Source organism: Bordetella genomosp. 11 (assembly GCF_002261215.1).
In the GTDB taxonomy this organism is placed as follows: Bacteria; Pseudomonadota; Gammaproteobacteria; order Burkholderiales; family Burkholderiaceae_B; genus Bordetella_C.
This window is the reverse complement of record NZ_NEVS01000004.1, coordinates 435,322-453,660: the sequence shown is the minus strand read 5'-3', so window position 1 is coordinate 453,660 and position 18,339 is coordinate 435,322. Positions and strand designations below refer to the sequence as shown.

The window sequence follows — 18,339 nt, the reverse complement described above, 5'->3', positions numbered from 1 at the left end:
CGATCAGCGTCCGGCGCGCGCCTGGACCATCAAGGCTTTCATGTCGCGCACCGCCTTTTCCCAGCCGTCGAACACCGCGCGCGCGACGATGGCATGGCCGATATTCAATTCCGCGATGCCGTCCAGCGCGGCGACGGCCTGCACATTGCCGTAGTGCAGGCCGTGGCCCGCATTCACCTGCAGGCCGTGGCGCAGCCCTTCCGCCACGGCACCCCGGATGCGGTCCAATTCGGTCCCGGCGGCGTCTCCGGCCGCTTCGGCATAGGCCCCGGTGTGCAATTCGATCACACGGGCGCCCGTGCGCGCGGCGGCGGCGATCTGGCTGGCGTCGGGGTCGATGAACAGTGACACCCGGATGCCGGCATCATGCAGCCGCGACACCGCGTCGGTCACGGCGGCCTGCGCGCCGGCGACCTCCAGGCCGCCTTCGGTGGTCAACTCGGTACGCTTTTCCGGCACCAGGCAGACATCCTGCGGCCGCACCGTGCAGGCGATGTCCAGCATTTCACGGGTGATGGCGCATTCCAGGTTCATGCGGGTGCGCAACAGCGGCCGCAGGCGGTACACGTCCGCATCCTGGATATGCCGCCGGTCTTCGCGCAAATGCAGGGTGATCACGTCCGCGCCGGCGTCCTCGGCGCGCAGCGCGGCCTCGACGGGATCGGGGTAATCGGTATGACGCTGCTGGCGCAGCGTGGCTACGTGGTCGATATTTACGCCTAGGTCTATCATCGCGTCGCGTGTCGTCATGGGTTCCGGCGCACCACCCCATCCATACGGGGCGGCCGGAACGGAACAGGACGATATTATCGCGCCGCGCCCACGGCCGCCCTATTCCTGCGTGGCCAGATCGCCGACGAATACGTAGCCCATGCCATGCACCGTATGCAGCGGCAGGCGTTCGCCGCTATCGTGCACCTTCTTGCGCAGGCGGCTGATGGCCACATTGACCGAGCGCAGATTGGTCGCCGTCATGAACTCGCTCATGGCGGCGCGGGACAATTCGCGCTTCGGATTGTCGAGCAGGCAGATGAAGCAGGCGCGCTCCGTGCCCGTCAGATGAATGCGCTTGCCCGCGGGCGTAATCAGCACCCAGCCCTGGTACAGGATGCGCCAGGGTTCCCGGGACGGCAAGTGGCGCGGCATTGCGTCCCCGTCCGCCTGGCTGACGTCGGCCACGGGCAGGCTGCGCAGGGCGTAGCCGGCGGCGCGCATGCCGGAGGCGGCGCCGAGCAGGCCGGCGATGTCGGCGGAACCGACCAGTCCCACCGCATTGGCCGGGCTCGCGGACCGGACCGGCGCGACAGGGGCGGCGGATACGGAAGGGCCCGCGGCCGGCGGGGCCGCCGACGGCGCCGTCGCGGCGGGACGGCGGCGCTGGCGCCCGGCGCGCCGCGCCTGCGCCCGCAACAGCGCGGCCAGCTCGGTGGCCTCGTAGCTGCGGTCCAGGCAAAGGTGGGCGCCCGCCCGCAGGGCGCTCAGGCGCGTATGCTGGGCCGCGTCCGGCGCCTGCAACAGGATGCCGGCGCCATACTGCGCGCTAAGCCGCGGCAGAACGGCGTCGACCACCTGCCGGACGGGCGCGCTGGCCCCCACCAGGACCAGGTCCGGATCCCGCAGGTCCAGCCATTGGAAAAGGCCGGCCGCATCGCGGCAGCCATGGACATGAAAGCCCAGCCGGGCAAGCAGATGCACGGTGCGATTGCGGCTATCGTCGTCCGGTTCCCAAAGTGCCAGCGAAAGCGGAGCATTCTCGGTTGCGTTACACGATTCCATGACATTCCACAAGGTTGCGAAGAAGGATCAATGCGCAGCGAAAACTACCATTGTGATTCCCGCTATATCCTCATCGAACGTCAATTCGGACCAATCCCGCCAAGCTGACCCGCCATCCGCTGTCCGGCCGTGGGCGGCGGGGCCGGCGCCGCGAGCGCGAGGGCCCCTGGAGTCGCACGCGCGGCTTCTCCGAAACCGCAAGCGCGAGTTTCCCCGGAGCCGCACGCGCGGGCTTCCCAATACGCGCGATGCCGGGCCGGACTCGGTCGCGGCCAAGGCGCCGTTCAGTCCCGGTGAATATCGTGTGTCACGAACCGCTGCCCTTCGCCGGGAAGGTCCAGCAAACCCGGAAGGACCAGGGTGGCCCGAATATCGGCCAGGCCGGATTCCCAATGATCGCGCATGGCTTCCGTGCCGAATTCGTAGTCTTTGGAATGGCGCTCGTAATTCTTGGAGTCGTAGACGAGGTTCACCACGTTGACGGCCGGAATCATCGCATCGCGGCGGATTTCCGCCAGTTCCGGCGCATTGCGTCTGGCCGGGGGCAATAAGGCCAGCAGCCGTTGCAGATCCTCGCGCAGCTTGATGTTGCGTTTCAGGGTATCGGTGACCAGCCGGGTGCGGCTGGAATACTGGATGTCCTTGCGGCGCTCCTCGACTTCTTCCATGTTGGTGGGCAGCGGTCCACGGGCCGGCCAGAGGTCCACCTGGAACACCAGCGTATCGCGCATGGGACTGTCCGACAGCACGTAGTACAGCGGCGTATTCGATACCAGGCCACCGTCCCAGTAGTATTCGCCGTCGATCTCGACGGGGGGAAAACCGGGCGGCAAGGCGCCGGACGCCATGATGTGATGCGGCGTCAGCTCGCACTGCGTGCTGTCGAAATAGGAAAAATTGCCGGTGCGCACGTTGACGGCGCCGAAGCTGGCGCGCACGGCACCGCTGTTGAGCAGCCGGAAATCGACATAGGTGCGCAGGGTCTGCAGTAATGGGCTGGTGTCGTAGTAACTGGTGGCCGCGATTCCTTCCTGCCAGAATGGCGGCGGAAAGCGCGGCTTGAAAAAGCCGGGCTGGCCGTGCATCAGGGCGGTTGCCGCGGCCATCCGGCCGTTCATCCACTCCCCCCACGGCAGGGCTTCGTAGCCGTACGAGCGGCAGATGGATTCCCAAAAGCCGCGCAGCCGTTCGACCCGTTCGTCCTCGGGCGACCCGGCAATAATGGCGGCATTGATGGCGCCGATCGAAATTCCGGCAACCCAGCCGGGCCGCAGCCCGTATTCGTGCAGCCCCTCGTACACACCCGCCTGATAGGACCCCAGCGCGCCGCCGCCCTGCAGCACCAGTGCCACGGTGCCATACGCGCATTTGCGGCGTGCGGGGCGAGTCATGCCCTTACCCCAGCAGCAAGGCGTCGTCGGCCAGTTTTTCGCCGCGCACGCGCTCAAACATGGCAAGGAGATCCGGCACGGTCAGGCCCCTGCGCTCTTCGCCGGACACGTCCAGCACCACCTGGCCCTGGTGCAACATGACGGTGCGATCGCCGACCTCCAGCGCCTGCCGCATGCTATGGGTGACCATCAGCGTGGTCAGCCGGCTTTCGGCAACGATGCGGGCGGTCAGGTCAAGCACGAAGTCGGCGGTGCGCGGGTCCAGCGCGGCCGTGTGCTCGTCCAGCAACAGCAGGCGCGACGGCTGCAAGGCCGCCATGAGCAGGCTGACGGCCTGGCGCTGCCCGCCCGAGAGCAGGCCGATGCGGTCGCCCAGGCGGTTCTCCAGGCCCAGCCCCAGCGTGGACAGGCGTTCGCGGAAAGCGCCCCGCATCGATGCCCTGACCGCATGCCGCAGGCCGCGCCTGCGGCCGCGCGCCTGGGCCAGCGCCATGTTTTCCTCGATGGTCAGGTCTTCGCAGGTCCCGGCCATCGGATCCTGGAACACGCGGGCGATATGCTCGGCGCGGCGCCAGGAAGGCTGGCGCGTCATATCGGTGCCGTCGATCTCGATGCGTCCGCTATCGACGGACTGGTCGCCGGACACGGCGTTCAGGAAGGTCGATTTCCCGGCGCCGTTGGATCCGATGACGGTAACGAACTGGCCGGTGGGGATATGCAGGGATAAACCGCGCAGCGCACGGGTTTCTATGGGCGTGCCGGGATTGAACGTGATGTGCAGATCGTGTGCGGTCAGCATGTCAGGCTCCCTGCCCCGCGCGACGACGGCGGCGCAAGCGCGGGATGACCAGCGCGATGGTTACCAGCACGGCGGTCACCAGGTTCAGGTCCTGGGCCTGCAGGCCGATGAAGTCGGTATTCAGCGCCAGGGCGACGAAAAAGCGGTACACGATGGCGCCCAGGATGACGGCCAGCGTGGCGAGCGCGATGCGGCGTGCCGGCAGCAGGCTTTCGCCGACGATCACCGCCGCCAGGCCGATGACGATGGTCCCCAGCCCCATGGAGATATCCGCGCCGCCCTGCGCCTGCGCGAACAAGGCGCCCGCCAGCGCCACCAGCGCATTGGACAACGCCATGCCGCCAAGCACCATGCGGCCGGTGTTGACCCCCTGCGCGCGCGCCATGCGCGGATTGGCCCCCGTCGCGCGCATCGCCAGCCCGCGCTCGGTGGACAGGAACCAGTCCAGCAGCAGTTTGCACGCCACGACCACGACCAGCAGGACCAGCGGCCGGGCGATGTAGTCGCTGAGCCACGCCGGCTGCAGCAGCGTGAAGACGGTCGGCTCGGTGATCAGGGGAACGTTGGGCCGGCCCATTATCCGCAGGTTGATCGAATACAGGGCGATCATGACCAGGATGCTGGCCAGCAGATCCATGATGCGCAGCTTGACGTTGAGCCAGCCGGTCAGCCAGCCGGCCGCGCCGCCGGCGACGATGGCGCAGGCCGTGGCGGCGAACGGATTGAAGCCGGCGGAGATCAAGGTGGCGGCCACCGCGGCGCCCAGGGGAAAGCTGCCGTCGACCGTCAGGTCGGGAAAACGCAGCAGGCGAAAGGAGATCAGGACACCAAGGGCCACGAGGCTGAAGACCAGACCGACCTCCAGCGCGCCCAGCAATGAGAAGAGGGACATCGTCGCGGCTTGCTTACTTGATGACCTGTGCGGCGGACTTGATCAACGCCTCGGGCAGTGCCACGCCCTGCGCCTGCGCGGCCGCTGGGTTGAGGGTCAGCTGCACCTTGCCGACGGTGGCCGACGGGATGGCCCCCGGCTTCTCGCCCTTCAGTATGCGCGCCACCACATCGCCCACCTGCTGCCCCAACTGGTAATAATCGACACCCTGCGCGGCGATGGCGCCCCGCTTGACGCTATCGTTGTCCGCCGCGATCAGGGGAATCTTCGCATCGTTGCCGACCTTCACAAGCGATTCGTAGGCCGACACCACATTGTTGTCCGTGCTGGTGTAGATGACGTCCACCTTGCCGATCAGGCTGCGCGCGGCCGCGGCGACATCGATCGTGCGCGGCGCGGCGGCCTCGACCAGGCTCATTCCGGCCTGGGGCAGCAACTCCTGCAACTTCTTGACCACCACGACGGAATTCGCCTCGCCCGGGTTATAGACTATCCCGACGCGCTTGGCATTGGGCACGATCTTGCGGATCAGGTCGATCTGGTGGCTGACGTCCAGCGCATCCGAAATACCCGTGACGTTGGTGCCCGAGGCTTCCATGGACGGCACCAGCTGCGCGGCGACCGGGTCGGTCACGGCGGCATAGACGACCGGAATTTCCTTGGTGGCCGCGACGACGGCCTGCGCCGCGGGCGTGGCAATGGCGACGATGGCGTCGGGACGGTCGCCGACGAACTTGCGGGCGATCTGCGCCGCCGTGCCGGTATTGCCCTGCGCGCTCTGGTACTGCCACTTCAGATTTTTCGAGGCGTCATACCCCTTTGCCTTTAACGCATCCTTGACGCCATCCCGCACGGCATCCAGCGCGGGATGCTCGACGATGGCAATGACCGCCACCGACTTCTGCCCGGCAGGGGCGGCTTGCGCGGGTCCGCCGGATTGCAGCGCGGCGGCCAGCGCGAACGCGGCGGCGACAGCTTGTACGGCGGCTTTTGTCCTAGACATAAAGGCAGGCTCCTCGACCTTGGGGAATCGCGTGGACGGACGCGGCGAACCGCGCGCGGGATGCCGCCCGTCCCTAAAAATGCATAGTCTAACTTGACGAAGTGGGTGGCCAGGCGCGGGAAATCCCTGAACTTCCGTATAACTGCGTCGTATCGCCTTTCGACCGATATACTTGGTCGAAAGAATCAGAACGAGAAGAAGAAAAATCTGATGCCTTGCCGGGCATTTGCCTGACAAGCAATACAACCATCGATGAGAGCGACTGACCATGCAACAACGTCAATTGGGCCGTTCCGGCCTTTCCGTGCCCCCCCTGGCATTCGGCGGTAATGTATTCGGTTGGACCGTGGGCGAGGCAGATGCCTTTTCCCTCCTGGACGCCATGGTGGACGCCGGCCTGAACTTCATCGATACCGCCGACGTGTATTCACGCTGGGCCCCCGGCAACCGCGGCGGCGAATCCGAAGTCATCATCGGCAAATGGCTGGCCAAGTCCGGCAAGCGGGACAAAGTCATCATCGCCACGAAAGTAGGCATGGAGATGGGACCCAAGGCCAAGGGCCTGTCGCCCGGCTACATCGCGAGGGCGGTGGAGGACTCGCTGGCGCGGCTGCAGACCGACTATATCGACCTGTACCAGTCGCACCGCGACGATCCCGATACGCCGCTGACCGATACCCTGGCGGCATACGGCAAGCTTCGCGAACAAGGCAAGATACGGGCCATCGGGGCTTCCAACTACACGCCGGCGCGCCTCTCCGAGGCCCTGATCCTGAGCGAACGCAATGGCCTGCCGCGCTACGAGTCCATCCAGCCCGAATACAACCTGTACGCGCGCGAACCCTACGAAAGCGGACTGCAGGCGGTAGTGGTCGCGCAAGGGCTGGGCACCATCAACTATTACGCCCTGGCCAGCGGCTTTCTTTCCGGCAAGTATCGGACGGCGGCCGATGCTGCCAAGAGCGTGCGCGGCAAGAAGATCGTCGAAACCTACCTGAACGACCGCGGACTGCGCATCCTGGCCGCGCTGGACCGGGCCGCGCAAGCCACGGGCGCGACGCCGGCCCAGGTGGCGCTGGCCTGGACGATCGCGCAGCCCGGCATCACCGCGCCGATTGCCAGCGCCACGTCGCTCGCGCAACTGGACGACCTGGTCAAGGCAGCCTATCTGACGCTGCCACCGGACCTGATGCGCGAGCTGGACGAGGCCAGCGCCTGGCGCTAGGGCCAGGCGCCGGTTATCCGGCGCCGCTAATCCAGGGTGACGCCGGAATCCTTCACCACCTTGCCCCACCTGGCGACTTCGTCGTCGACGAACTTGCCGAAGGCGGGGCCGGTCAGGTCGGGGGTGGCGGAACCGTTGGACGCCCATTGCTCCTTGAGCTTCGGCGTATTCAACGCCGCGGTGACCGCGCGGATCATGCGGTCGATGACCGGCTGCGGCGTGCCGGCCGGCGCCCATAGCGCATACCAGGTCGAGACCTGGTAATTCATCACGCCGGCCTCGGCGGTGGTGGGCACGTCGGGGAAAGACGGCGAGCGCTGCGCCGCGGCCACGGCCAGCGGCTTGATGGTACCCGCGCGGATATGGCCGGACGACGAACCCAGCCCGTCGAAAGCCATATCGACCTGGCCGCCGATCAGGGCCGACAGCATGGGCCCGGCGCCCTGGTACGGCACATCCACCAGCTGGATGCCGGTCTGCATGGCGAACAGTTCGCCGGCAAGGTGGTGCGTGCTGCCCTTGCCCGCCGTGCCGTAGTTGATCTGGCCCGGGCGGGCCTTGGCATAGGCGATGAACTCCTGCAGTGTCTTGACGGGCAGCTTGGACGCATTGATGACGACGACCTGCGGCGGCTGCGCCAGCAGCGCCACCGGAATGAAATCCTTCTGGATGTCGTAGCTGAGCTGCTTGTACAGCGCCGGCGCGACGGCGTGATGCGCGCCGCCCATGAAGAAGGTATAGCCATCCGGACGCGCCTTGGCGGCCACGCCCGCCCCCACGGTGCCGCCCGCGCCGCCCTTGTTGTCGATCACCACCGTCTGGCCCAGTTGCGTGCGCAACTGTTCGGCAAGAGGACGCGCGAAGGTATCGGTGCCGCCTCCCGCGGGAAAAGGAACGATGATGGTGACCGGCCGCTCCGGCCAATCGGCGGATGCCGGGTTCGCCAGGACAAGCGCGAGCAACGCGGCGCCCAGCGCCGCGAACCTGGTACGGTAAGACATGATGTTCTCCTCCGGAGTGCTGCGTAGGATGGGTGATCGCCCATCGATCGATGGCGGTGCGCGGCCGCGCCCGCTGTTGTATGAATCCTTACGCACATCGGTGATGCTGTGGGCTGTGGGTCGTCTCCTTTCGATGGTGGACATCCCCGCGGCACGATCGCGCCGCGGGACATGATGGACTGCGCCGAAATACGCGGATCAAAGCTGGCCGAACGTTTCCCGCAAAACGTTCTTCTGCACTTTGCCCATCGTATTGCGGGGCAGTTGATCCGTCACATGCACACGCTTGGGCACCTTGAAATTGGCGATGCGGCTCTTCAGATCGCTCTGGATGGCGGCAGGGTCCAGTTCGGCCCCCGTGCGCGGCACGACGACGGCGACGACGGCTTCGCCGAACTCCGGATGCGGCACGCCGATGACCGCGGATTCCTCCACTCCAGGCATATCGTCGATGACCGACTCGATCTCCTTGGGATAGACGTTGTAGCCGCCGGAGATGATCAGGTCCTTGCTGCGGCCGACGATGCTCACATAGTCGACCGGAATCGGATGTCCATTGGCTTCCCCGCCCCAGCGGCCGACGTCGCCGGTCTTGAACCAGCCGTCCGCGGTAAATTCCTCGCGCGTTTTTTCGGGCATGCGCCAATAGCCGGAGAACACATTCGGACCGCGCACCTGGATGTTGCCGATCTCGCCGGGAGGCAGCTTCCTGCCGGAATCGTCCACCACGCGCAGCTCCACGCCGGGCAGGGCCTTGCCCACCGTGCCGCCGATACGCGCCCCTTCGACAGGATCGTAGGGATTCGACGTCAGCATGACCGTTTCGCTCATGCCGTAGCGTTCCAGGATGGTGTGGCCGGTGCGCGCCTGGAAGGCATTGAAAGTCTCGGTCAGCAACGGCGCCGAACCGGAAATGAACAGGCGCATGCGCTCGCAGACATCGCGGCCGAATCGCAGGTCCGCCAGCAGGCGCACGTAATAGGTCGGAACGCCCATCATCACGGTGCTTTCGGGCAGATAGCGCAGCGCCTGTTCCACATCCAGCTTGGGCAACCAGATCATTCGGGCACCCGCGAGCAGCGCGCCGTGCGACGCGACGAACAGGCCATGCACATGGAAGATAGGCAGCATGTGCAACAGCACGTCATCGGACCGCCAGCCCCAATAGTCGTTCAGGACGCGGGCGTTCGAGGCCAGGTTGCCGTGCGACAGCATCGCGCCCTTGCTGCGCCCTGTGGTGCCGGACGTATACAGAATGGCGGCCAGGTCGTCGGCGCCACGCGTCACCGTCTTGAAAGTCTGTGGCAATCCGCCGGCCGCTTCCAGCAGCGTGCCGGTGCGATCGTCGTCCAGCGTATAAACATGCGGCACACCGGACTTTTCGGCCAGCCGGCGTATCCACGGCAGGTTGCCGCTGGAACACACCACGACGGAGGGCTCGGCATTGCCCAGGAAATAATCGATCTCGGCCTCGCGGTACGCGGTATTCAAGGGCAGATAGACCAGTCCGGCGCGCAGCGTGGCGAGATACAGCAACAGGGCCTCGGGCGACTTTTCCACCTGTACGGCGACGCGTGCATCCTTGGGCAGCCGCAGGGACTTCAGCAGGTTGGCCAGGCAGGCGCTGGCCCGATCGATATCGTCCCAGGTGTAGCGCAAGGTCGGGGTTTCGATCGCGATCCTGCTGCGATCCCGCGGAAAACCCGTTTCGAGTACCGCGTACAGATTGGCGTTGCTCACTCTTTCCAGTCTCCAGTGAATGACGGCGCTTCGCCCGCGAGGAAGGCGCGCACGCCCTCCCTATGGTCGCGGCTCTCGGCATAAGAAAAAAAGCGTTGGTATTCTTCCTCGGCGAGCGGCTCGTCGCGCGACAGGCGCGCCGCCATGGTTTTGTTCAGGCAGGCGGCGCGCGGGGCGCCCGCCAGGATACGGCCGACGCAGCGGCGTACTTCCGCGTCGAGCTCGGCGTCGTCGACGATGCGGCTCAGCAGTCCCTTGGCGCGGGCTTCCTCCGCGTCCAGGATGCGGCCTTCCAGCAGCAGTTCCAGCGTGACGGCGCGGCCGGCAACGCCGAGCAGCCCGCGCATTTCGTCAGGCGCCATGGGAAATCCCAGCCGATTGATGGGCACGCCCAGGCGCGCCGTGCGCGCGGCGATGCGGATATCGCACTGGCAGGCGATCTCCAGGCCGCCCCCGACGCACACGCCGTCGATGCGGGCCACGACGGGATGCGGGCAGGCTTCGATGGCGGCCAGCGCCGGCGCGAGTATCTCGCGGTGGTAGCGGACGACGCCGGCGGTATCGCCGCGTTCCCGGGGAAATTCGCGGATATCGGCGCCCGCGGCGAAGTGGCCGCCGTCGCCCTGCACGATGATGCAGCGCAGCTGGCGATCCGCGGATAGTTGCCCGAACACGGTCGCAAGCTGCCGCCACATCGCCACGGTGATCGCGTTCATGCGGCCCGGATGCGACAGGCACACCCGCGCGACCGTCCCTTCGCGGCGGCACAGGACCCGGCCCGCGGCATCGGGCGGCGAAATCGGCGCATCAGCGGACGGATCGTCGAACGTCATGTCCCTTGTTTTCTTATGGCGGCTGCGGCGCGGCCGCGCGCCCCGCGCGGCCCTGGCACCGTGCCGGATTGTCGTTCAGCCCGGCCCTGTTCGTACAGGATTATTCATCATGCGACCACGGCGGCCAGCCGCCTACCCTATCCTGGCGATGAGCCGGCTGACCGCCGGCTTGCCGGCATTCAGCCGCGCCAGGTTGTCGTCCAGCTCGTCCAGTTCGTACAAGTAATTGACCATCAGCGCCGCGGACTGCGCCAGGCCCTTGGGCGACCTGTCCGCGCCCCAGTTGATGCGCTCGATGCGGGCGCCATTGCCCAGGTGAAAGCGCGCCACCGGGTCCAGCGGCGCCCCCCCCTTCATCGATTGCAGATAGGCGGCCGCCAGCTTCATCCCGGCACGCTGCACGACCTCGCCGCCACCGCGCGGACTGGCGGCGGCCTTTTGCAGCCGCGCCAGCCAGCGCGCGCCGTCGGGCACGCCGCGGCGCGCACGGTCGCGCGCTTTATCGCGCACGATGTCCTCCACTTCGTCGGCGTTCAGCTTGCCCAGCCAATCGGCGAAGCCCGGGATGGGCGACAGCGTGGCAAAGGATTTCAGCTTGGGCAGCTCCGACAGCAATTGGTCGACGACGCGCTTGAGCAGGAAATTGCCGAAGCTGATGCCGCGCAGGCCGGGCTGGGTATTCGAAATGGAATAGAAGACGGCCCAGCGCGCCTTGTCCAGGTTCTGCGGCGGCTGGGTCGTGTCCAGCAGCGTCTGCACATCGTCTGCCATTTGCGGCGCGAAGGCGACCTCGACAAAGATCAAGGGCACATCCGGCATCTGCGGATGGAAAAACGCATAGCAGCGGCGATCCTCGGCAACCCGGTGCTTGAGGTCGTCCCATGACTGGATCGCGTGTACCGCCTCGTACACGATGAGTTTTTCCAGCAGCGAGGCAGGGCTGTCCCAGGTCAGGCGCCGCAGGTCGAGCAGTCCCACGTCGAACCAGGCGGACAGCAAGCCTTCCAGAGTCTTGTCCAGCGCCTGCAGGCCGGAAACCTGCTTGCGCCAGCGCAACATATCGGCGCGCAGATCCACCAGGAAGCGCAGCCCCTCGGGCTGGTTGTTGAAGCGGCGGAACAGGCGGCCGTTGGCTTCGTCCGGCTGCTCCTGCGCCGCGCTGGCGGCCGCCAGCACCCCCAGCATCGTGCGCCTGATCTTGCCATCGGCCGCCGTGTAGGCCTGGCACCAGGCGTGGGCCAGGCGGTTGGCCGCGACGTCCGTCAAGCGTGGCGCGAACAAGGGCCGCAAGGCGGCCGGGTCGGGAAAGCGGTCGCGCTCCCACAGCCGGCCCAGGCGCGCCATCAATCCGGCCTCCGCGCCGGGCTTACCGGTGTCCTCGTCGGAGCCGGACGGTGCGCTGACAAGCTCGCGCCGGGCCATGGTCTTATCGGGCTGGCGCGCCGCGCGGGCGGGAACGAGCGGTTCTGGAACGATCATGAACGAGCTCCTTGGCGGTAGTGACGGTGGACGGGGCCATCTTGGAACGGGGATTCGCGGGTTTGGAGGCGGCCGCCGGCGCCAGGGTCTTGCCCGCCGCCTTGGCCGGCGCGGTGCCTTCCCTCGCACGGCGCTCCATGGCATGCAGGGCGTCAAGCTGGCGCAGCAGGTGCTTGCGGGCGACGGATTCCGCGCGTTCGGGGTCATGGTCCCGGATGGCCGCGAAAATCGCCATGTGCTCCGCGCAGGAGGCGCGCAGGCGTCCGGGCAGCATCAGGCTTTTATGGCGCGACAGGCTCAGCACCTTGCGCAGGTTCCCGATGGTGTCGGACAGCCAGCGGTTATCGGCCAGTGCCTGGATGGCCTCGTGGATGACGTAGTTTGCCTCGTAGTACGCGTCGATACGGCCGGCGGCGGCATGCTCCTGCAGTGTTTCGTGCAGGGCGGCCAGGCGGCGGATGTCCTCTTCCCCCGCCTTGCGCGCGGCCTCGTAGGCGCACCGGCCCTCCAGCATCGCCATCAGCGGGAAGATGTCGTCCAGATCCCGCATCGAGAGTTCGTTGACGAAGCAGCCGCGCCGCGGCTCCAGCCGAACCAGGCCTTCGCTGGCCAATAGCTTGAGCGCCTCGCGCAGCGGCGTGCGCGAGATGCCGAGCTGCGCGGCAAGGGGCAATTCGTCTATCCATTCTCCCGCCGTCAACGCGCGCGAGCGGATCATTTCCCGCAGGCGCTGCGCCGCTTCCAGGTACAAGGCCTGGCGCACGATGGGCTGCGGCGCCCCGGCGGAGGAGTGGCTTGCGTGCATGGCATGAAACGGCGCGAACGCCACCGTAATTCATAATTATGGTGCGTTCATTCTTGCACCGGAGAACGGCATGCGCAACCCTCGTGCGGGATGAGGGCCGCGCCTATGGCTCAGTACGCCAGCCGCCCCCCGCTCGCCTGGCCGGCCAGCGCGCGTGCCCAGCGGCGCGCGGGCAAGCCGTAGACCGCCTCTACTATTGCCGCGCGATCCAGCAGGGCCTCGACGGGAATGTCGATGGGCGGCCCCGTGAATCCCAGCACGATGCGATTGCCTGCGTCGATTTCGGGCAGCATGGCCAGCCTGCCGTCGAAGGCGGCGGAGAGGTTATCGATATTGCGCGGAAAGCTTTCGTGTTCGCCGAACAGGTTGACCGCCAGCACGCCGGTATCGCCCAGCACGCGCCGGCAATCGCGATAGAAACGCACGGAATCGCGCACCGGCCCGCGGGCCTGGGCGTCGTACAGGTCCACCATGAGGATGGGACAGCGCCCGGCATTCGCCGGTTCCGCCACCCAGGCCCCGGCGTCGCCCTCCTCCACAACCAGCCGGGGCGGGCCGGGCAGCCGGAAGAAAGCATGGCAAATCGCGGTCACGCGCGGATTCCACTCCACCGCGACCACGGGGCTGCGGGTGCGCTTGACGCAAAAGCGCGCCAGCGAACCGGCGCCCAGGCCCAGCAGGCCGATCGCGCCGTCCTTGGGCGGTTCCATGAAGAGCAGCCAGGCCATCATCTGGCCGGTGTACTCGAGGACGAGATCGACCGGATCGGCCACTCGCATGGCGCCCTGAATCCAGGGACTGTCGAAATGCAGATACCGGATGCCGTCCGATTCGGAAAGCGTGGGGATATCCTGGGCGGACGGCGTGGTGCGTGGCGGCATACAGCGAGTCAGATCCGCTCGAAAATCGCGGCGATACCCTGTCCACCGCCGATGCACATGGTGACCAGGGCGTAGCGGCCCTTGATGCGCTGCAGCTCGTACAAGGCCTTGACTGTAATGATGGCGCCGGTGGCGCCGATGGGGTGGCCCAGCGCAATACCGCTGCCGTTGGGGTTGACCTTGGCGGGGTCCAGGCCCAGTTGGCGCGTGACGGCGCAAGCCTGCGCGGCGAAGGCTTCGTTGGCTTCGACGACATCCATCTGGTCGATGCTCAGCCCCGCCCGTTTCAAGGCGGCCTGCGTCGCCGGGACCGGCCCGATGCCCATATAGGCGGGATCGACGCCCGCATGGCCATAGGCCACCAGCCTCGCGAGCGGCTTGACCCCGCGCTTGCCCGCCACGTCGGCGCTCATCAGCACCACGGCGGCCGCACCGTCGTTGATACCGCTGGCGTTGCCCGCCGTGACGGTGCCGTTCTCTTTCTGGAACACGGGCTTGAGCTTGCCCATCGTGCCGGCATCGACGTCGCGGCGTACATGCTCATCGACCTCGAAGCGCACCTCTCCCTTGCGGGTCTTGATGACGACCGGGACGATCTGGTCCTTGAAATATCCCGCGTCGATGGCCGCCGCCGCGCGCCGATGCGACTCCAGCGCCAGCGCATCCTGGTCGTCGCGGCTGATCTCGTACTTGGCCGCGACGTTTTCGGCGGTGATGCCCATGTGAACGCGCTGGAAAGGGTCGGTCAGCGCCCCGACCATCATGTCCGACAGCGTCGCGTCGCCCATCCGCGAACCCCAGCGCTGGGCTGGCGAGATATAAGGCCCGCGGCTCATGTTTTCCGCGCCGGCGCCGACGGCGATATCCGCGTCGCCCAGCATGATGCATTGTGCCGCCGACACGATGGCCTGCAAGCCGGAACCGCACAGCCGATTGACGTTGAAGGCCGGCGTCTCCTTGGAGATCCCGGCATTCAGGGCGGCGACCCGCGACAGGTACATATCGCGCGTTTCGGTGTTGATCACGTGCCCGACGGCGACGTGGCCCACTTCCGCGCCGTCCACGCCGGCGCGCGCCAGCGCTTCACGGATGGCCGTGCTGCCCAGGTCGATGGGCGGCACGTCCTTGAGCGCCCCGCCAAAGGTTCCCACCGCGGTCCGCGCGCCGGCGGCAATGATGATTTCTTTCATGATGGCTCTCCTGTGAGCGCCGCCACCCGCGCCGCAGCGCCGCATGACAGCAATGGTCGGATGACGAGGGACTGGATTCCAGCGCGGCCGCCGCGATGCGGCGCGGCCTAGCGGCCGGCCGCCTTGGCGCTGACGCCGTTGGCCATGCCCATGTCGGTATTCGGTATGTCGTCCAGCAGGACGCGGACGTCCTCGCCCGATACGCCCAGCGCCGCGCAGGCGGCACCGTTCAGGGCCTGGTACAGGGCATTCTTCTGCGCTTCCGTGCGCCCGACGATCAGGTGCACGTGGAACACCACCGACTGCCTGCCGACTTCGCCGCCGACGATGATGTGTTCCGGTGCGATTTCATGCAGCATGATGCGCACGCTGCGCAGCGGCGCGCCCAGGCTCTCGACGACGGCCTGCGTGGCCCCTTTCAGCAGCGATGACTTCCTGTCCGCGGACCATCCGGACAAGACGTGGACATGAAGAATGGGCATGGAGGTTCCATGTAAGGGAAGACAGAACGCCGCGCTGGGGCGGCGTTCCGGAGATGTCGCACGGGCGACGGGACGCATTACGGCCTATGGTAATACGGTTGCCGCGCATGCCGTTTGATTGGCGTCAGGCGGGCGTACCGGCGTAGATGTAATCCCGGCGCCAGGGGTAGGCCAGGTCAGCCGGATGGTCGAGCTCATCCGCACGGCCGGTGGCCAGGCGTTGGCCGAGCACCTGGTGCAGGGCGATCCACCCATGCTCGAAGGCCATGGCGCAACCGGCCAGGTAAAGCCGATAGGCGCGCAGCGACTTCGCGCCCTGCTCGCCCGTCAATATCCTGGCGGCGGCGTCGAGCTGGCTTTCCAGGCTGTCGCTCCAGGCCCACAGGGTGCGGGCATAGTGCGGCCGCAGATTCTCGACGTCGGTCGCTTCCAGGCCGCCTTCGGCCATCGCGCCCAGCACGTGGCTGATGTGCGTGAGCTCGCCGCCAGGGAAGATGTACTTCTCGATGAAGTCGCCCATGCCGCTGCCCAGCTGCGCGTTGTGCACGCCACCGGCGGTGATGCCGTGGTTCATGATCAGCCCGCCCGGGCGCAGCAGGCGCCGCAGCTTGGCAAAGTAGTCCGGCAGTTGCGCGCGGCCCACGTGTTCGAACATCCCCACCGATGAAATCTTGTCGTACGGCTTGCTTTCGTCGAGTTTGCGGTAGTCCAGCAGCTCCATGCGCACGCGGCCTTGCAATCCTTTTTCCTGGATCAGCCGGTTGACGTGCGCGTGCTGGTTGCGCGACAGCGTAATGCCGGTGGCGTCGACACCGTAGTTCTCCGCCGCCCAGAGCAGCAGCCCGCCCCAGCCCGCGCCCACGTCCAGATAGCGTTCGCCCGGCGCCAGGCGCAGCTTGCGGCAGATATGGTCCAGCTTGGCTTCCTGTGCCTGCGCCAGCGTCATGTCGGGCGTGCGGTAGTACGCGCACGAATAAACCCGGCGGGGATCCAGCCACAGCGCATAGAAGTCGTCGGAAAGGTCGTAGTGGAATTCGATCTGCTTGGCGTCGCGTTCGACCGAATGCCGCTGCACGGACACCATGCGGCGCATCAGCGCCTGCAGCCACCCGCCCTGTTCGCCCTGCACGGGGGAATCCGGTAGCAGCTGGGCCGCTGCCGCCATGACGTCGTGCATATTGCCCTGTATGTCCACCAGCCCTTCCACATAATCCTGGCCCAGGACACCCACTTCGCCGGCCGCCAGATGCGCCAGGGCAGCCTTGCTGCGGGCGGTGAACTTCACCTTGGGATTGGGCGACCCTACCTTGGTGCCATCGGGCATTTCCAGTTGGACCGGGATCGAAACGGACTCCAGTTTGCGTTCCACCGCAGACAGCACAGGATTCACGACAGTAAACCTCGCAAGAAAGAACCCGGGGACTTTATCGGAATTTGTTTCCGATTTGAACCGCATCTCCACATGTTACATTTTGGCTGCGGTATATCCGAAATATCCCTTCCGCGCCTCCGCCATTCAGGCAAACGTCAATCAATGCCGACCTACCTACCGACCCGCGGCCTGCCCGGCTGGCTCATCCTGATGGGCGCCCTTACCGCGATCGGGCCTTTTTCGATCGACCTGTACCTGCCGGCGTTTCCGGCCATCGCGGCGGGCCTGAACGTCGGCCAGGGCGACGTCGAACGCACCATGGCCGCCTATCTGGTGGGGCTGGCCGCGGCGCAGGTTTTCTACGGCCCGCTGGCCGACCGCTACGGACGCAAGCCGCCGCTGCTGGTCGGGCTGTCGCTTTACGTCGTCGCCTCGCTGGGATGCGCACTGGCCGTCGACATCCAAAGCCTGACGGCATGGCGCGCGGCGCAGGCGCTCGGCGGCGCGGCGGGCATCGTCATCCCGCGCGCGGTGATACGCGATCACTACGAAACCCAGGAAGCGGCCCGCGCCATGTCGCTGCTGCTGCTGATCATGGGCCTGGCGCCCATACTCGCGCCGCTGATCGGCGGCCAATTGCTGCTGCTGACGGGCTGGCGCGGCATCTTCGGCCTGATGCTGGCGGCCGGCGTGGCGCTGATGGCGGCCATGCTTTTCATCATGAAGGAATCGCTGCCGCCGGATCGCGTCGTTCATCTGCACTGGCGCACCATCGCGCGCAATTACGGAGAACTGTTGCGCCACCGCGGATTCATGGCGCACAGCCTGGCCGGCGGGCTGGGGCAGGCCGGCATGTTCGCCTACATCGTCGGATCGCCCCGCGTGTTCATCGAGCTCTACGGCGTGGATCCGCAGCACTACGGGCTGCTATTCGGGCTGAACGCGGCCGGCCTGATCGCCGGCTCGCAGGTCAGCGCCCGCCTGCTGCGCCGCCTGCCGCCGCGCGTCCTGCAACGCCGCGCCCTGGTTACCCTGGCGCTGGCCAGCCTGGCGGGTGTGCTGCTGACGCTGGCGGGCTGGATGACCCTGCCGCTGCTGATGATCTGCCTGATCGGCTACATGAGCAGCCAGGGATTCGTGAATCCGAATTCGGCCGCCCTGGCGCTGTCCGAACAGGGCAAGCGGCTGGGCGTGGCCTCGGCGCTGCTGGGCACGCTGCAGTTGTCCTGCGGCGCCCTGGCGGGCCTGTGCGTCAGCCTGTGGCAAGACAATACACCGCTGCCGCTCACGGGCGTACTGGCCGCCTGCGCCTGCCTCTCGTGGCTGGCTGGACGCGTTGCCCGCACCCCTGCTTGATTCGCCGGCTTTTTTCGTAGTAGAATCGCAGGCTTACACATTTACCCGTGCCAGCTACTATGCTTTGTAGCCGGGCACTTCCACCCCGCCGATGCGTAATTGGAGGGGGCGGCG

Annotated in this window: 17 protein-coding genes; 2 read left to right on the top strand and 15 right to left on the bottom strand. The window is 66.8% G+C overall.

Going from position 1 to position 18,339, the window contains the following annotated elements; translation table 11 throughout:
• Window positions 1-3: 3 nt before the first annotated feature.
• From pdxJ to CAL28_RS09670, 6 genes are all read right to left on the bottom strand, one after another.
• Complete coding sequence (pdxJ, locus tag CAL28_RS09695) at window positions 4-732, bottom strand: pyridoxine 5'-phosphate synthase (protein WP_094844525.1); 729 nt, start codon at window positions 730-732, stop codon at window positions 4-6.
• A gap of 99 nt (window positions 733-831) precedes the next feature.
• Window positions 832-1,776 carry a winged helix-turn-helix domain-containing protein gene (locus CAL28_RS30300; RefSeq protein WP_440588374.1) on the bottom strand — a complete coding sequence of 315 codons (945 nt, stop codon included), beginning with the start codon at window positions 1,774-1,776 and terminating at the stop codon, window positions 832-834.
• A 284-nt stretch (window positions 1,777-2,060) separates the two neighbouring features.
• Window positions 2,061-3,167, bottom strand: a complete 1,107-nt coding sequence (locus CAL28_RS09685; RefSeq protein ID WP_094841196.1) for a patatin-like phospholipase family protein — start codon at window positions 3,165-3,167, stop codon at window positions 2,061-2,063.
• A 4-nt stretch (window positions 3,168-3,171) separates the two neighbouring features.
• Window positions 3,172-3,966 carry an ABC transporter ATP-binding protein gene (locus CAL28_RS09680; RefSeq protein WP_094841195.1) on the bottom strand — a complete coding sequence of 265 codons (795 nt, stop codon included), beginning with the start codon at window positions 3,964-3,966 and terminating at the stop codon, window positions 3,172-3,174.
• A gap of 1 nt (window position 3,967) precedes the next feature.
• Window positions 3,968-4,858, bottom strand: a complete 891-nt coding sequence (locus CAL28_RS09675; protein ID WP_094841194.1) for an ABC transporter permease — start codon at window positions 4,856-4,858, stop codon at window positions 3,968-3,970.
• Between the two features lie 13 nt (window positions 4,859-4,871).
• Window positions 4,872-5,861 carry an ABC transporter substrate-binding protein gene (locus CAL28_RS09670; protein WP_094841193.1) on the bottom strand — a complete coding sequence of 330 codons (990 nt, stop codon included), beginning with the start codon at window positions 5,859-5,861 and terminating at the stop codon, window positions 4,872-4,874.
• A 268-nt stretch (window positions 5,862-6,129) separates the two neighbouring features.
• Here CAL28_RS09670 and CAL28_RS09665 point away from each other — a divergent pair, with 268 nt between their 5' ends.
• Window positions 6,130-7,086, top strand: a complete 957-nt coding sequence (locus CAL28_RS09665) for an aldo/keto reductase (RefSeq protein ID WP_094841192.1) — start codon at window positions 6,130-6,132, stop codon at window positions 7,084-7,086.
• A gap of 26 nt (window positions 7,087-7,112) precedes the next feature.
• Here the strand turns inward: CAL28_RS09665 and CAL28_RS09660 are convergent, their stop codons facing one another.
• The 9 genes from CAL28_RS09660 to CAL28_RS09620 form a co-directional block, all read right to left on the bottom strand.
• Window positions 7,113-8,087: a Bug family tripartite tricarboxylate transporter substrate binding protein gene (locus CAL28_RS09660; protein ID WP_094841191.1), complete on the bottom strand. Its 975-nt coding sequence runs from the start codon at window positions 8,085-8,087 to the stop codon at window positions 7,113-7,115.
• A 198-nt stretch (window positions 8,088-8,285) separates the two neighbouring features.
• Window positions 8,286-9,827, bottom strand: a complete 1,542-nt coding sequence (locus tag CAL28_RS09655; RefSeq protein WP_094841190.1) for a malonate--CoA ligase — start codon at window positions 9,825-9,827, stop codon at window positions 8,286-8,288.
• The gene (locus tag CAL28_RS09650; RefSeq protein ID WP_094841189.1) at window positions 9,824-10,660 is read right to left on the bottom strand and encodes an enoyl-CoA hydratase/isomerase family protein; all 837 of its coding nucleotides are present in this window, start codon (window positions 10,658-10,660) and stop codon (window positions 9,824-9,826) included. The genes CAL28_RS09655 and CAL28_RS09650 overlap by 4 nt, the downstream gene beginning before the upstream one ends.
• A 132-nt stretch (window positions 10,661-10,792) precedes the next feature.
• Entirely contained in the window at window positions 10,793-12,139 is a 1,347-nt protein-coding gene (locus CAL28_RS09645; protein ID WP_176463941.1) for a malonyl-CoA decarboxylase domain-containing protein, read from the bottom strand.
• A complete protein-coding gene (locus tag CAL28_RS09640; RefSeq protein ID WP_094844523.1) occupies window positions 12,087-12,944 on the bottom strand; it encodes a GntR family transcriptional regulator in 858 nt (285 codons plus the stop codon). The genes CAL28_RS09645 and CAL28_RS09640 overlap by 53 nt, the downstream gene beginning before the upstream one ends.
• 110 nt (window positions 12,945-13,054) lie before the next feature.
• A complete protein-coding gene (locus CAL28_RS09635; protein ID WP_094841188.1) occupies window positions 13,055-13,825 on the bottom strand; it encodes a spermidine synthase in 771 nt (256 codons plus the stop codon).
• Window positions 13,826-13,833: 8 nt separating this feature from the next.
• Complete coding sequence (locus tag CAL28_RS09630) at window positions 13,834-15,015, bottom strand: acetyl-CoA C-acyltransferase family protein (RefSeq protein WP_094841187.1); 1,182 nt, start codon at window positions 15,013-15,015, stop codon at window positions 13,834-13,836.
• Between the two features lie 107 nt (window positions 15,016-15,122).
• Complete coding sequence (locus tag CAL28_RS09625) at window positions 15,123-15,497, bottom strand: tautomerase family protein (RefSeq protein ID WP_094841186.1); 375 nt, start codon at window positions 15,495-15,497, stop codon at window positions 15,123-15,125.
• 124 nt (window positions 15,498-15,621) lie between these two features.
• The gene (locus CAL28_RS09620; protein ID WP_094844521.1) at window positions 15,622-16,887 is read right to left on the bottom strand and encodes a class I SAM-dependent methyltransferase; all 1,266 of its coding nucleotides are present in this window, start codon (window positions 16,885-16,887) and stop codon (window positions 15,622-15,624) included.
• A 144-nt stretch (window positions 16,888-17,031) separates the two neighbouring features.
• Here CAL28_RS09620 and CAL28_RS09615 point away from each other — a divergent pair, with 144 nt between their 5' ends.
• A complete protein-coding gene (locus tag CAL28_RS09615; protein WP_440588373.1) occupies window positions 17,032-18,225 on the top strand; it encodes a Bcr/CflA family multidrug efflux MFS transporter in 1,194 nt (397 codons plus the stop codon).
• Window positions 18,226-18,339: the final 114 nt, after the last annotated feature.